Below are 16740 nucleotides of genomic sequence, written 5' to 3'. Positions count from 1 at the left end.
TCGCGTCGAACTCGTCTGCTCGTGTCGCGGCCGTCGACACCCTTCTGCCTGCCGAGCGTGAGGATCTGCTCAGCCGCCGCGGTCGGGCTGCCCTGCCGCCGCAGACCCTGGCTCAGGTCTTCGAGCACGCGTTCGCGCAGAATCCGGACGGCGACGCCGTGCGCCAGGGCGAGCTGTCGTGGACCTACCGCGAGCTGGACGCGCGGTCGTCGAAGTTGGCCCGCTGGCTCGTCTCGCGCGGCGCCGGCCCGGACACCGTTGTGGCCGTGGCGGTCCCGCGCTCGCCCGAGTTCGTCCTGACGGTGTGGGCCGTCGCGAAGTCCGGCGCCTACTTCGTGCCGATCGACCCCAACCACCCGAGCGACCGCATCGAGTACATGGTTCAGGACTCCGGGGCGACCCTGGGCCTGACGACCGTCGGCGACGCCGCGTCTGTCGCCGGTGAGATCGAGTGGTTCTCGATCGGTGATGCCGAGTTCGATTCTGCGGTCGACGCTTTCGACGACACACCGGTCACCGACGCGGACCGCCTGGCGCCGCTGTCGCTCGATCATCCCGCGTACATGATCTACACCTCGGGCTCGACCGGACGCCCCAAGGGTGTCGTCGTCCCGAACCGCGGACTGGCGAACCTCGTCGACGCCCAGCTGCAGGCGTTCGGAGTCGACGCCGACTCTCGCGTGCTGGCCGTGGCGTCGACCAGCTTCGACGCCGCCATCTTCGAGATCCTCATCGCGGCCGGGTCTGCGGCGCCGCTGGTTCCGGCCCCCGCCGGTTTCTACGGCGGACCGGACCTCGCCCGGTTCATCACGACCGAGGCCGTGACGCACGTGGTCATCACGCCGTCTGCGCTCGCGTCGATGGATCCGGCGGACGTGTCGACTCTGCGCGTCGTCATGTCCGTCGGTGAAGCGTTGCCGCCGGAGCTGATGGCCACCTGGTCGGCCGGTGTCACCGTGATCAACGGGTACGGCCCCGCCGAGTGCACGGTCATGATCTCGGTGAGCGACCCGCTGCATGCGGGCGATCCGGTCACCATCGGTGGTCCGAGTACCGGTACGTCGCTGTACGTTCTGGATTCGCGCATGAGCCCGGTTCCGGTCGGCGTCGCAGGTGAGCTGTACGCGGGTGGGGTCGGTGTGGCCCGCGGCTACCACGACCGCCACGCCCTCACCGCCGAGCGCTTCGTTGCGAACCCGTTCGACAGCAACGGTTCTCGCCTCTACCGAACCGGCGACGTGGTGCGGTGGACCGACGCCGGAACCATCGAATACGTCGGCCGCAGCGACTTCCAGGTCAAGATTCGCGGCCAGCGCATCGAACTCGGCGAGATCGACGGCGCACTCTCGGCTCACCCGGACGTAGACTTCGCGGTCACCGTCGGGCACACGTCGTCGAACGGCGTGACCGATCTCGTGTCGTACGTGGTGCCCCGCGACGACGTCGAGCTCGACGTCGCCGCGGTCCACGCGGCGGTGCGAGAGGTGTTGCCCGCGCACATGGTTCCCGCGGTCCTCATGCCGATCGCCGCGATCCCGCTGAACCCTGTCGGCAAGCTCGATCGTCGAGCGCTGCCGGAGCCGACGCTGCTTCGCCGTCAGGCGCAGTACCGCGCACCGGAGACGCCCGAGGACCACGCGGTCGCCGAGGTGTTCGCCGAGCTGCTCGGGGTCGAGCGTGTCGGAGTCGACGACTCCTTCTTCGACCTCGGCGGCAACTCGCTGATGGCCACGCAGGCCGTCGCCCGCATCAACGCGGCCCTCGACGCGCACCTCGGTGTGCGCGACATCTTCGACGCCAACACCGTGGGTGAGCTTGCGGCACGGGCAGTCTCGGGTGGTTCGGGTCATCGCCTGCCACTCGTCGCGGGGGAGCGGCCGGATCCGCTGCCGCTGTCGCTGGCGCAGCGACGCATGTGGTTCCTGAACCAGTTCGACACCAGCTCGCCGGCGTACAACATTCCTCTCGCCGTGCGCCTGGACGGACGACTCGACGTCGCCGCGCTCGAACGCGCCGTCGTGGACGTCCTCGCCCGCCACGAAACACTGCGTACCGTCTACCCCGGCTCGGAAGACGGCCCGCACCAGGTGATCCTGTCGCCGTCGGACGTTCCGCTCGATCTCACCGCGGAGGAGGTGAGCGAGGAGGATCTGAAGAACCGCCTGTTCGCGTTCATCGCCGGCGGGTTCGACGTGACCGCCGGAGTCCCGGTACGGGGCATGTTGCTTCGGGTCTCCGATCAAGCGCACGTGCTCGCCATCGTCGTCCACCACATCTCCGCCGACGGATTCTCCCTCGGACCCCTGGCGCGCGACGTCATGGTCGCCTACACGGCGGAGGTCCGCGGCGAGGTGCCCTCGTGGTCGCCGCTGCCGGTGCAGTACGCGGACTTCGCTCTCTGGCAGCGCAAGGTCCTCGGCGACGACACCGACCCGGAGTCGTTGACCTCCAAGCAGATCGCGTTCTGGAAGAACCAGCTCGCCGGGCTCGACGACGCCCTCGAGCTGCCGATGGACCGCCCGCGTCCGGCGGTCCAGTCGCTGCTCGGCGGGTCGGTACGGTTCTCGCTGGACACGGAGCAGACCGCCGGACTGGCGTCGATCGCCGCCTCGCGCCAGGGGACTCTCTTCATGTCCGTGCACGCCGCATTCGCGGTACTGCTCGCGACGCTCGCCAACCAGCGCGACATCGCCGTCGGCACACCGATCGCCGGTCGCGGCGAGCAGGAACTGGACGACCTCGTCGGCATGTTCGTCAACACCTTGGCATTGCGCCTCGACGTCGACCCGGACGCAACGTTCGGTGATCTCGTCGCCGCCGCGCGCAGCGTGGACCTCGCGGCGTTCGGGCACGCGGACGTTCCGTTCGAGCAGCTCGTCGAAGCGGTCGATCCCCGTCGCTCGACGGCCTACCACCCGATCTTCCAGGTCGGGTTCTCGTTCCAGAACCTCGCTCCGGTGAGCTTCGAGCTGCCCGACCTCACCATTGGTGACGTCGGCATCGAAGCTGCTGTGTCGCAGTTCGATCTGCACCTGATCGTCAGCGAAGACGCGAATACCGGAACCATGCAGGGTGTTCTGACGTTCGCGGAGGCGCTGTTCGACCGGTCGACCGCGGAGACCTTCGCGGAGCGTTTCGTGCGGGTCGTCGACGCTGTGGTCGCCGACCCGTCGGCTCGCGTTCGCGACATCGACGTGCTCGACTCCGACGAGCGGCGCTCGATCCTGCAGGGACGCAACGACACTGCGGTGTCCGGCTTCCCGGCCCGCCTGACCGACATGGTCGACGCCCGCGTGGCCGCGGCACCGGACACGACCGCCCTGGTGTTCGGCGACGAGTCCCTCACCTACGGCGAGTTCGGATCACGGGTGAACTCTCTCGCCCGCCACCTCATCGCGTCGGGCGTCGGTCCGGGTGATCTCGCCGCGGTGAAGATCGCGCGCTCGTTCGATCTGATGGTCGCGATGTACGCGGTGGTGACCGCCGGTGCGGCGTACCTGCCGATCGACCTCGATCACCCCGCCGAGCGCACCGAGTACGTCATGGGTGACGCAAAGCCGTCGCTGGTGCTCGACGCCGACTACCTTGCCGCGCTCGATCTCTCGGGTGTCTCGGGCGATCCCGTCACCGACGACGAGCGCACCCGCGCTCTCCTCGCCGACGACCTCGCGTACGTCATCTACACGTCCGGATCGACCGGTCGACCCAAGGGTGTGGCCCTCCCGCATCGTGCCGTCGCCAACCAGATGGCGTGGATCCAGGGCGAATTCGCGCTCACCGCAGACGATTCGATGATCCAGAAGACGCCGGCGACGTTCGACCTGTCGGTGTGGGAACTGTGGTGGCCGCTCACGTCCGGAGCGCGGCTGGTGCTCGCGACGCCCGAGGGCAACCGTGACCCCGCGTATCTCGCGCAGCTCACCCGCGAGCAGAACATCACCGTCGCGGACTTCGTCCCGTCGCTCCTCGGCGCCTTCACCTCGGTCGCGCAACCCGGCGACCTCGGCTCGCTGCGCGCGATCCTCTGCATCGGCGAGGCGCTTCCGCGCGAGACCGTCGAGGCTTTCGGCCGAGTCTGCGATGCGCCGGTCTTCAACCTCTACGGCCCCACCGAGGCGGCCGTCTCCGTCACGACGCACAAGACGGTGCTCGGCTCCCACGGGCCGGTGCCGATCGGTGCTCCCGAGGCCAACGTTCAGGTGTACGTGCTCGATTCCCGGTTGCGGCCCGTACCCGCCGGTGTCGCCGGCGAGCTGTACCTGGCCGGAACCCAGTTGGCGCGTGGTTACTTCGGCAACGCGGCGCTGACCGCCGAACGCTTCGTGGCCAATCCCTTCCCTGTGTCCGACACCCACAGCGGGGCACGCTTGTACCGCACCGGCGACGTCGTTCGCTGGAACTCCGACGGCGACCTGGTCTACCTCGACCGCTCCGATTCGCAGGTCAAGGTCCGCGGCTTCCGCATCGAGCTCGGCGAGGTCGAGGCTGCGCTGACCGCCGCCACCGGCGTCGGCTCGGCAGCGGCTGCGGTCGTGAAGACGGCGGGCGGTGAACTCCTCGTCGGTTACGTTGTCGCGGAAGCTGACTCGGTCGTCGACGTGGATACCGTCCGCGCCGAGGCCGGCGCGTCGGTCCCCGCGTACATGGTCCCGTCCCGCATCGTCGTGCTCGATGCGCTGCCGCTCAACGCGAACGGCAAGCTCGATCGGCGCGCGCTCCCGTCCGTCGATCTCGGCCCGGCGCGCGAGTACCGCGCGCCGTCGACGCCGGTCGAGGAAATCGTGGCCGACGCGTTCGCGTCCGTGCTCGGTGTCGACCGCGTCGGCATCGACGACGACTTCTTCGAACTCGGCGGCAACTCGCTGTCCGCCACCCAGGTCGTCGCCCGCGTCAACGCCCGGCTGGGAACGCGCATCGGTATTCGCGAGATGTTCGAGTCCGCGAACGTCGCGGCCTTCGCCGCGCACGCAGAATCGGCGACGCAGGACGGCCCGCGGGCACCGCTCGTTCCCGTCGAGCGGCCCGAGACCATCCCGCTGTCGCTTGCGCAGCAACGCATGTGGTTCCTCAACCAGTTCGACACCGCATCGCCGGCGTACAACGTTCCGCTCGCGGTCCGGCTCGAAGGAACGCTCGACGTGGCCGCGCTCGAACTGGCCGTGCGCGACGTCCTCGAACGCCACGAGTCGCTGCGCACCGTCTACCCGACCACCGACGACGGCCCGCACCAGGTCATCGTCCCCGCCCGCGACGTCCCGCTCGACCTGACCGTGGAACCCGTTGCGGCTGAAGGTGTCGCCGCGCGCCTGTTCGGGTTCGTCTCCGAGGGATTCGACGTGACCGCCGCGGTGCCCGTCCGCGGTCTCCTCCTGGAGATCACTCCGACTGATCCGGCCGGCCTCCGGCCTTCCCGCAGCCACCACGTGCTCGGCATCGTCATCCACCACGTCTCCGCCGACGGCTTCTCGCAGGGACCGCTGGCCCGCGACGTGATGGTCGCCTACACCGCTCGCGTTCGCGGAGAGAACCCGCAGTGGGCTCCGCTGCCCGTCCAGTACGCCGATTTCGCGCTGTGGCAGCGCACCGTGCTCGGCACACTGGACGATCCGTCGTCCGTCGTCAGTCGCCAGGTGTCGTTCTGGCGCAGCACACTTGCCGGGCTCGGCGATGCGCTCACGCTCCCGACCGACCGTCCGCGTCCGGCCGTGCAGTCGCTGCAGGGCGGGTCCGTCCGGTTCGAGATCTCACCCGAGCTCACCGACGCACTGACCGACCTGGCCAAGGATCGCCGCGCGACGCTGTTCATGGCGATGCACGCCGCCTGGGCCGTGCTGCTGGCCAAGCTCGGTGGCACGCGCGACATCGCGGTCGGCACACCGATCGCGGGCCGCGGCGAGCAGGAACTCGACGACATGGTCGGCATGTTCGTGAACACGCTGGCTCTGCGCCTGGACGTGAACCCGAACCTGACCTTCGCCGATCTGGTGGAATCCGCTCGATCGGTGGACCTCGCCGCCTTCGGCAACGCCGACGTCCCGTTCGAACAGTTGGTGGAAGCTCTGAACCCGGTGCGCTCCACGGCGTATCACCCGCTGTTCCAGGTGGGCTTCTCGTTCCAGAACCTGTCACCGGTGTCGTTCGAGTTGCCCGACCTCACCGTCGGCGACGTCGGTTTCGACTTCGACGTCTCGCAGTTCGATCTGCACCTCATCGTCAGCGAGCAGGCCGGCCACGGTCAGATCGCGATGCTCACCTACGCCACGTCCCTGTTCGACCGGGCGACGGCCGAGATCTTCGTCGAGCGTTTCCTGCGCGTGCTCGAAACCGTTGCGGCGCAACCGGCCACACCCGTGCGTCAGATCGACATGCTGTCCACGTCTGAGCGCACCGCGATCCTCGCCGAGCGCAACGCCACCGAATGGGTCGGCGTCCCGCGGACTCTGACGTCGATGTTCGACGAGCAGGTTACGGCGCACCCCGAGACGATCGCGTTGACGTCCGGCGACGAGAGTCTGACCTACGCCGAATTCGGTTCACGCGTGGCACGTCTCGCGCGTCACCTCGTGAGCCGAGGAGTCGGCACCGACAGCCTCGTGGCGCTGGCCCTTCCGCGCTCGGTCGACATGATGGTCGCGATGTACGCGGTCGTCACCGCCGGTGGCGCCTACCTGCCCATCGATCTCGACCACCCGGCCGAACGCACGCAGTACGTCCTGGACGACGCCAAGCCGGCGCTGACGCTCACCGCCGAGGAACTCAGCGGCCTCGATCTGAGCGGCTACTCCGACGCTCCGCTCACCGACGACGACCGATCGGGACCGCTCCGCGAGGAGAACCTGGCGTACGTCATCTACACGTCCGGCTCGACCGGTCGGCCGAAGGGCGTCGGTGTTCCGCACCGCGCCGTCGCCAACCAGATGGCGTGGATCCAGAGCGAATTCGCGCTCACCGCAGACGATTCGATGATCCAGAAGACGCCGGCGACGTTCGACCTGTCGGTGTGGGAGCTGTGGTGGCCGCTCACCGCGGGTGCGCGCCTGGTGCTCGCGAGCCCCGAGGGCAACCGCGACCCGGCGTACCTCGCGAAGCTCACGCGCGAGCAGAACGTCACCGTCGCGGACTTCGTACCGTCGCTGCTCGGAGCTTTTGTCTCCGTCGCCGAGCGGGACGATCTGCAGTCGCTGCGCGCGGTCCTGTGCATCGGCGAGGCGTTGCCGCGCGACGTCGTCGACTCGTTCGCCCGTGTCTCGGACGCTCCCGTGTTCAACCTGTACGGACCCACCGAGGCGGCCGTCAGTGTCACCTCGCATCGCACCGAGCGCGGCGGCGCCGGACCGGTCCCGATCGGCGTTCCGGAGTGGAACAGCCGGGTCTACGTGCTCGACGAGAGCATGAACCCGGTCCCTGCCGGCGTCGGCGGCGAGCTGTACATCGGGGGAGAACAGTTGGCGCGCGGCTACTTCGGGCGCGGCGGCTTGACTGCCGAACGCTTCGTGGCCGATCCGTTCTCCGCCGTCCCCGGTGCGCGTCTGTACCGAAGCGGTGACGCGGTGCGGTGGAACGCGAACGGCGAGTTGGTGTTCCTCGACCGCACCGACACCCAGGTCAAGGTGCGCGGTTTCCGAATCGAGCTCGGTGAAATCGAGTCCGTTCTCGCCGCACACGAGTCCGTCGCATCGGCAGCAGCTGCTGTCTCGTCGTCGGTCGGCGGCGAGATGCTCGTCGGCTACGTTGTCCCGGAACCGGATTCGACCGTCGACGTCGACGCCGTCCGAGACTTCGCCGGCACCCGTCTGCCCTCGTACATGGTGCCCTCGCGCATCGTGATCCTGGACGAGCTCCCGCTCAGCGTGAACGGGAAGCTCGACCGCCGCGCCCTGCCGAGCGTCGGATTCGAATCGGCCCGCGAGTACCGCGCACCGTCGACTCCGGTGGAAGAAATCGTCGCGGACGCGTTCGCCTCTGTGCTCGGCATGGAACGGGTCGGCGTCGACGACGACTTCTTCGCACTGGGCGGTAACTCGCTCTCGGCGACTCAGGTTGTCGCGCGGGTCAATTCACGACTGTCCGCACGGGTGGGGATCCGTGCGATCTTCGAGGCCCCGACGGTCAAGGAGCTGGCCGCTCGCGCCGAGAACGCCGACGGCGACAACCGGCCGCCGCTGGTTCCGCAGGATCGCCCCGCGCACATTCCGCTCTCGCTCGCACAGCAGAGAATGTGGTTCCTCAACCAATTCGACACCTCGTCGGCGGCGTACAACATGCCGCTGGGTATCCGTCTCACCGGCGACCTCGATGTCGAGGCGCTGACGACGGCCATCGCCGACGTGGTCGATCGGCACGAGACGCTGCGCACGATGTATCCCACCGTCGACGGCATCCCACATCAGCTGATCCTGAAGGGATCCGACGTTCCTCTCGCGGTCACCGTCGACGACGTCGAGCCCGAGAAGGTCGTGGGAACCCTGTTCGCCGCGGCGGCACGGGGATTCGACGTCACCGAGGCGGTGCCGCTGCGAGTCAGGTTGCTGCGCCAGTCACCCACCGAGCACGTTCTCATGATGGTCGTGCATCACGTGTCGGCGGACGGCTTCTCGTTGGCGCCGTTGGCGCGCGACGTCATGACCGCCTACACCTCCCGCACGGCCGGCAACGCTCCCGTGTGGACCCCGCTGACGGTGCAGTACGCCGATTTCGCGATCTGGCAGCGCCGCCTTCTCGGCGACGCGTCCGACAGCGAGTCCCTGCTCGCGCGCCAACTCGACTACTGGAAGAGCACACTCGCCGGGCTCGACGGACCACTGGACCTGCCGTTCGATCGACCGCGCGCCGACGTGCAGTCGATGACCGGCGCCAACGTGAAGTTCACGATTCCCGAGTCCGTGGCGCGGGCCGCGACAGCGGTGGGCGCACCGCGCTCGGCGACCCAGTTCATGGTGATCCATGCGGCGTTCTCCACGCTGCTCGCCGGCCTCGGCGCCACCCGCGACATCGTGGTGGCGACACCCATCGCGGGTCGCGGTGAGCCGGAGCTCGATCCGCTGGTGGGTCAGTTCGCGGGCACACTCGCCCTCCGGCTCGACATCGATCCGGCACTGACATTCGGCGAGCTCGTCGCGCAGGCGCGTTCGGTGGACCTCGACGCGTTCGCGCACTCGGACGTCCCCTTCGAGCAGGTCGTCGAAGCGGTCGATCCGCCTCGCTCCACTGCCTACTCGGCCATCGCGCAGGTCGGGTTCTCGTTCCAGAACCTCGAATCGACCTCGTTCGAGCTGCCCGGGCTCAGCGTCACCGATCTGGACGTCGATCCCGGAACGTCGCAGTACGACCTGCATCTCATCGTCGGGGCCGATCAGCAAGGCGCTCTCGACTGCGTTGTCACCTACTCGACCGCACTGTTCGACGAAGCGACGGTGACGTCGATCGTCGGCCGCTTCACCAGGCTGCTGACCGCCGTGGTGACGGACCCGGAGACCGCCGTCGGCGACGTCGATCTGCTGTCCGCACGCGAACGTGAACTCCTCGTCGCCACGCGCAACGACACGTCGGTGGCGGGTGCCCCCTCGACGCTCGTCGAGATGTTCGACGACGCGGTGTCCGCGAATGCCGATGCAATCGCACTCGTCGACGCCGACGGCGGCGAGATCACCTACGCGGACTTCGACGCCCGGGTCTCGGCCCTCGCCGGTGCGTTGATCGACGACGGCGTTGCGGTGGGCGACGTTGTAGGCGTGGCCATTCGGCGCTCGGTCGATCTGATGGTGGCCCTGTACGCCGTCGTGAAGTCCGGTGCCGCGTACCTTCCGATCGATCTCGACCACCCGGCCGAGCGCACCGAGTACGTGCTCGGCAGCGCGCAGCCGACGTTGGTTCTGACTGCGGGAGAACCGCTGTCGGTCGACACCGAGGTCCGGGTGCGCGACTTGTCGGACCTGTCCGACGCGTCGACTGCTACGCCTGCCCGGCAGCCTCGACCGGACGACATCGCGTACATCATCTACACGTCCGGATCGACGGGTCGGCCCAAGGGTGTCGCCGTTCCGCATCGCGCCGTCGCGAACCAGATGTGGTGGATGCAAAGCCGATTCGCACTGGCGAACGGCAGTTCGGCAAAACAGGACGCGATGATCCTCAAGACATCGGCGACGTTCGACCTGTCGGTGTGGGAACTGTGGTGGCCGCTGACCGCAGGTGCACGACTCGTGCTCGCGAGCGCGGAGGGTCACGGCGATCCCGAGTACCTCGCACGGCTGACCCGCGAACGCGGCGTGACGGTCGCGGACTTCGTTCCGTCGCTCCTGTCCGTGTTCGCCTCGGTGGCAACGGAAGACGACGTCGCCTCCCTGCGCCTGGTGCTGTGCATCGGTGAGGCGCTCCCGCGCGACGCCGTCACCGCGTTCGAGCGTGTGTCCGACGCACCGGTGTGGAACCTTTACGGGCCCACCGAAGCTGCGGTGTCGGTGACGGCACACCGAGTGTCGAGCGGCGGATCCGGACCGGTGGCGATCGGTACTCCCGAATCCAACGTTCGGGTCTACGTACTCGACGAGCGGCTGCGGCCGGTGCCTCCGGGCGTCCCGGGTGAGCTCTATCTTGGCGGAATTCAGTTGGCGCACGGCTACTTCGGACGCAGCGCGCTCAGCGCCGAACGGTTCGTCGCCGATCCGTACAGCACCGGCGACCGTCTGTACCGCACCGGTGACAGCGTGCGCTGGACCACGGACGGTGAGCTCGAGTTCGTGACCCGACTCGACGATCAGGTCAAGGTGCGCGGATTCCGCATCGAACTCGGCGAGGTGGCCGCCGCACTGTCCGCGTCGCCGTCGGTCGCGGCCGCCGCGGCTGCGGTGACGAACGACATGCTGGTCGGCTACGTGGTCCTCGAGGACAGCGTCGAACTCGACACCGACGCGATTCTGCGCACCGCAGCGGAACACGTGCCTGCCTACATGGTCCCGTCCACCGTCGTGGCGCTCGACGTGCTGCCGCTCAACGCCAACGGCAAGCTCGATCGTCGCGCGCTGCCGGCAGTCGATCTCGTCGGCGCGGCGGGTGCGCAGTATCGCGCTCCCTCGACGCCGGTGGAAGAGATCGTGGCCGGCGCGTTCGCCGCGGTCCTCGGAGTCGAACGAGTCGGCGTCGACGACAACTTCTTCGCTTTCGGCGGCAACTCGTTGTCGGCCACGCAGGTGATCGCGCGGGTCAATGCCGAACTGTCGGTGCGCATTCCGCTGCGTGACATCTTCGTCGCACCCACTCCGGCTCAGCTCGCTCAGCGAGCCGAGGTGGCGGAGAAGTCCGTCGAGCGGCCCCCGCTCGTGCGCCAGGAGCTGCCGGATCGGGTTCCGCTGTCGATGGCCCAGGAGCGCTTCTGGACGTTCAACCAGCGTGACACCAACTCGCGGTTCTACAACATCCCGCTGGCCATCCGCATGCGCGGCGAGGTCGACGTGGATGCGCTCGGCGCCGCGGTGAAGGATGTCGTCGGCCGGCACGAAGTTCTGCGGACCGTCTACCCCATGGGTGAGCACGAGCCGTACCAGGTCGTGGTGCCCGTGTCGGACGTCGTCCCGACCCTCGACCTGCGCGAGACCACGACCGCCGACGCCACCGACGTCGTCACCGAGTACGTCGGAGGCGGATTCGACGTCACGGTCGCTCCGCCGACGAGAGTTGCCCTGTTCCGGCTGACCGACACCGCCGACCAGTGGGTGTTCGCCATGTCGGTGCAGCACGTGTCGATCGACGGTGCGTCTCTGGGGATTCTCGCGGAAGACCTGATGGTGGCGTACATTTCGCGCACCCACGGCATGGAGCCGCAGTGGGCACCCGTCGAACTGCGGTACGCCGACTTCGTCGTATGGCAGCGAGCAGTCTTCGGCAGCGCCGACGACGAGAACTCGATCGTCGCGAAGCAACTCGACTACTGGCGCACTCAGCTCGCCGGTGTCAGCGCTCCGATCGAGCTGCCGCACGACCGCCCGCGGCGGGAGAATCAGTCGGTCGAGGCAGGCGTCGTCGAGTTCACCATTCCGGCGTCGCTGGCCACGAACTTGCAGGATGTCGGACAACGCCACGGCGCAACACAATTCATGGTCGTGCACGCTGCACTCGCAGTGCTGCTCGCCAAGCTCAGCGGCGGCCAGGACATCGTGATCGGAACCCCCGCGGCCGGTCGCGGTGAGGACGGTGTCGATCGCATCGTCGGCATGTTCGCGGGCATGTTGGCGCTTCGTCTGCAGGTCGATCCGGACGCCACGTTCGCCGACCTTCTGGCGCACGCACACGACACCGATCTCGAGGCGTTCGCGAACGTCGACGTGTCGCACGATCAGGTGATCGACGCCGTACTGCCGGCTCGACCGACTCGGCACGCGCCGTTGTATCAGGTCAGCCTGGCGTTCCAGAACCTCGGAGCGATGTCGTTCTCGCTGCCCGGCATCGAGATCTCGGGCTTCGACGTCGACCTCGCTGCAGCCCGCTACGACCTGCAGCTCATCATCGGCGGCGCGGTCACCACGGACAACGCCGACAACGCCGAGCTGGCCGCGAACCTGCGCTACTCCGCCGCGCTGTTCGATCGAGACACTGTCGATCGCATCGCCGATCGGTTCCTCGGCGTGCTGGACGCGGTTGCTGCGGATCCGACGATGCGCATCCGCGACATCGGCGTCCTGTTCGACGACGAACGCGCCGCGCTCGTTCGCACTCCGGAGCAGCTGCCCGAAGCCGGAACGTTGCCCGACCTGCTCTCCGGTTCCTACCCCGACGATTCGATCGCGCTGATCGTCCCGGTGCTCGCGCCCGGCGACGACCAGTACGGCCGCTACGCCCCGGGCTCGCGCGTCACCCGGCGTGAATACGACACGTACGTCCGTCGTCTGGCCCGGTTCCTGATCGCGAACGGCGTGAACACCGGTGACCTGGTGGCCGTGGCGATTCCGCGATCCGCCGAGATGGTCATGACCGTGCACGCCGTCGTGACGGCCGGTGCCGCGTTCGTGCCCATCGACCTCGCACACCCGGACGACCGAATCGAGTACGTACTACGGGACGCGAATCCGACTCTCGTCCTGACTCTCGACGGACTGAGTCTGCCCGAGGTCGATGCGCCCGTCATCGCTGTCGACACGGTCGATCTCGACCCGTTCTCCGACGAGCCGATCACCGACGACGACCGCACCCACCCGCTGCGACCGTCCAACCTCGCCTACGTGCTGTACACATCCGGCTCGACCGGACGGCCGAAGGGTGTCGCGGTGCCGCACCGCGCCGTGGTGCGGCACATCGAGAACATGCAGGAGCAGTACCGACTCGGGCAATCGGACGCGATGATCCTGCGGACACCCGTGACGTTCGACGTCTCTGTGTGGGAGGTCTGGTGGCCTCTGACCGTCGGAGCTCGCGTTGTCGTCGCGTCCGTGACCGGGCACCGCGATCCCGCGTACCTGGCGGCGCTGACCCAGCGGTACGCCGTCAGCGTCCTGGTCTTCGTGCCGTCGATGATGAAGGTCTTCGCCACCACCGCGAACCCGTCGCAACTCGACACGGTGCGACACGTACTGGTGGCGGGCGAAGCGCTTCCTCGTGACACGGTGGAGGCCTTCGGCACAGTGAGTTCCGCGGCCGTCGACAACCTCTACGGACCCACCGAGGCTGCGGTCACCGTGACCGCGCACCGCGTGCACGCCGACGCCGAGTCTCGCTCGGTCCCGATCGGGCGCGCGCAACGCGGCGTCGCAACGTACGTCCTGGACAGCCGGCTGGTACCTGTTCCGGACCGTGTGCAGGGCGAGCTCTATCTGAGCGGAGCGCAGCTGGCCGACGGTTACCGCGGTCGCCCCGGCCTGACCGCCGTGCGGTTCGTGGCGTCGCCCTTCGGCCCGCCGGGAGCGCGGATGTATCTGACCGGTGACGCCGTGCGCTGGACCGAGGATCTCGAAATCGATTTCATCGGTCGTGCGGACGATCAGGTGAAGATCCGCGGGTTCCGCATCGAACTCGGCGAGATCGAATCGGTTCTCGCCGCTGCACCCGGCGTCGTCGCCGCTGCGGTGGTACCCACGGCGAACGGTGCGCGACTCGTCGGGTACGTCGTCCCCGAACCGGGAGACTCGGTCGACGTCGATCGGCTGCGAGGCGCCGTCGCCGACGCACTGCCGGAGTACATGGTGCCGGCGTCGATCGTCGTTCTCGATGCTCTTCCGCTCGGAACGAGCGGCAAACTCGACCGCAACGCTCTCCCCGAGCCGGAGATCGACCTGAATCGGCAGATCGATCCGCCGGAGACCGACACCGAAGCCGTGGTGGTCTCGGCCTACGCCACCGCACTCGGATTCGACGCGGTGGGAGTGCAGGAGAACTTCTTCGAACTCGGGGGCACGTCGCTCGTGGCCACCGAGGTCGTCAACCTGCTGGTGAAGACGCACGGTCTGCCGGCCGAATCTGTGCGCCTGCCATGGCTTTTCGCCTACCCGACCGCACGTGAGCTCGCCGCTCGCATCGATCGGGGAGTGGACTCGGAGGACGAGCCCAGCGCTCTCGACGTCGTCCTTCCGCTACGTGCGGCGGGGTCCGCGACGCCGGTGTTCGCCGTGCACCCACTGGTCGGTATCGCAATCAGCTTCGCGGGGCTGGCCACGTACCTGCCCGCGGACGTCCCGCTTTACGGGATTCAGTCGCCGGCCCTGACGCGCGACGAGCCGCTCGCCGAGTCGATCGACGATCTGGCCCGGAAGTACCTGCAGGAGATCCGACGGGTTCAGCCGTCCGGTCCCTACCGGTTGATCGGATGGTCGCTGGGCGGCACCGTCGCGCACGCCATCGCGACGGTTCTCCAGTCCGAGGGCGAGCAGGTGGAACTGTTGGCCATGCTCGACAGCGCAGCCGGCGGCGTCGAGGACATCGACGAGTCGGAGGCGCCGCCGGTGTCACTGCTCGATCTGTTCGGCGCTCTCGGGACCGCTGCGGACGACGTGCCCGCGGCCGAACTGGGGTCCGTCGAGGAGACCGCGGCGTTCATCGCGGGCATCCCGGGGATCTCGGACGTCATCGACGAAGCCGGCGTGCGCCGAATGCTGGTCACCGCCGTGCACAACAACGAGTTGTTGCACCAGCACGTGCCCGGGGTGTTCGACGGGGACCTACTGTTCTTCGCATCCAGCGACGAGACGTCGGCGACCTTCGCGCAGGGCTGGGAGTCGCATGTGACCGGCACGGTCGAGCCGCACCGGATCGAGTCCTCGCACTGGAACATGACGAGCGAGTCGTCACTGACGGTGATCGGGCCGATCCTGGGTGGACGGCTGGAGGACGGCTCCTAGGCGAGACTGTCCATCGCGGCGCGGAGCAGGTCCATGTAGTGCTCGATGTCCGGCATGACCGAACGATTGGACGCCACCGAAATCGAGATGGAACTGCCGACGGAACGGATGGAGTGCGCCAGGTGCACCCCGCGCACGGTGGGGAGAACGCCGAGGCAGCCGACGACCGGGGCACCGCCCAGCTGCAGTGGACCGCGACCGTAGGTGACGTTGCTGATCAGCGTGTTGACGAAGGCCTGCGTCGCGTTCTTGGACGGCCCGCGCAGCGTCTTGCTGATCGGAGGCAGCAGGACGGACGGCAGCGAGTTGAGCGGGTTCGGTGGCTGCTTGTTCCTACCGAGGGTCGCGTCGGCGATGTACGCCTTCTCCACGAGCGCCGAATCGTGAATGGCCTGTAGTCGGGACACCGGATCGGCGATGTCGGTGTGCATGCTCATCACCATGATCGCGAGCTGATTCGCGGTGGTGGCGTCCTTCATGGCGCGGGTGTTCACGGGCATCGACATACGCAGAGATTCGGCCGGAGTCTCTCCGCGTTCGGCCAAATACGCGGAGTAGGCGAGCGACACGGCGGTGAGCATCACGTCGTTGACGGTTCCGCCGTCCACCGCGGTCTTGATCTCGCGAACTCGATCCAGATCGAACCACGCGACGTCCCACACCATGTCGGGTTCGACGTCGACGTTGAACCGGGTGGCCGGGCCCTTCCTGTGCGAGTCGGCACTCATGGGCAGCGGTCCGGTGGGCTGGGTTGCCGAGCGCTTCATGCGCGCGGCGGTCAGGGCAGTCTTGGCCAGGGTGGCGAAGCCGCGCGGCACGCCTCGAAGTGCTTTCGCCACACCGGGAACCGGAACCTCGGGCCGCGGCGGCGACGGTTGCGCCGGCTCGGGGGCCAGCATGCGCGAGACCAGGTCGGAGGCGCCGACACCGTCGATCGCGCTGTGGTGGAACTTGATGACGAAGAGCGACCCACCGTCGGGAACGCCCTCGATGCCGTGCAGATCGACGAGGAAATGAAGTTCCCACGCCGGGCGTGCGTCGAAGTCGAAGAAGGTGCGGGAGATGTCGACGATGGTGCGCCGAACCGCCATCGTGTCCCCCGCGGCCTGGGTGTGCACGAACACGTGCTGCGTCAGGTCGACGTCGGGATCGTGCACCCAATAGGGGAAGTCGAGATCGAGCGGCACGCGGTGCAGGCGTTTGGTGAAGATCGGATCGAGGTGCATCACCGACTTCGCGTAGGCGTACGCGTCGGCCCGGGTGCGCACCGCACCGGGGACGTCTCGCGCATCGAGAACGAACGCGTGCACCAGCAGTGCCGACGTGTGCGTGGACTCGAAATAGAAGTTCAGCGCATCTCGTGGGGACATCGGTTCGCCGCGAATCATGGTCGACCACCTCGTATATCGATCGATCA

General features: G+C 68.0%; 2 protein-coding genes (1 of these 2 only partly in view). One reads left to right on the top strand and one right to left on the bottom strand.

Annotated elements, in window-relative coordinates; translation table 11 throughout:
* Positions 1–15323 carry the 3' portion of a non-ribosomal peptide synthetase gene (locus AC59JP_RS15755; RefSeq protein ID WP_497326742.1) on the top strand. It extends 11044 nt beyond the left edge of the window, so 15323 of the gene's 26367 nt are visible here — the last part of the coding sequence; its start codon lies beyond the left edge, outside the window; it ends in the stop codon at positions 15321–15323.
* Here AC59JP_RS15755 and AC59JP_RS15750 read toward each other — a convergent pair.
* On the bottom strand, positions 15320–16711 hold the full coding sequence (locus tag AC59JP_RS15750) for a wax ester/triacylglycerol synthase domain-containing protein (RefSeq protein WP_497326741.1): 1392 nt from the start codon (positions 16709–16711) through the stop codon (positions 15320–15322). The genes AC59JP_RS15755 and AC59JP_RS15750 overlap by 4 nt on opposite strands.
* Between the last annotated feature and the right edge of the window lie 29 nt (positions 16712–16740).

It is taken from the genome of Rhodococcus sp. 320_ES (assembly GCF_059691855.1).
This window is presented reverse-complemented; position numbering and strand designations above follow the sequence as displayed.

Bases quoted from the DNA above. Each gene is read 5' to 3' on its own strand.
- AC59JP_RS15750 (WP_497326741.1), bottom strand. From the start codon at position 16,711: ATGATTCGCGGCGAACCGATGTCCCCACGAGATGCGCTGAACTTCTAT.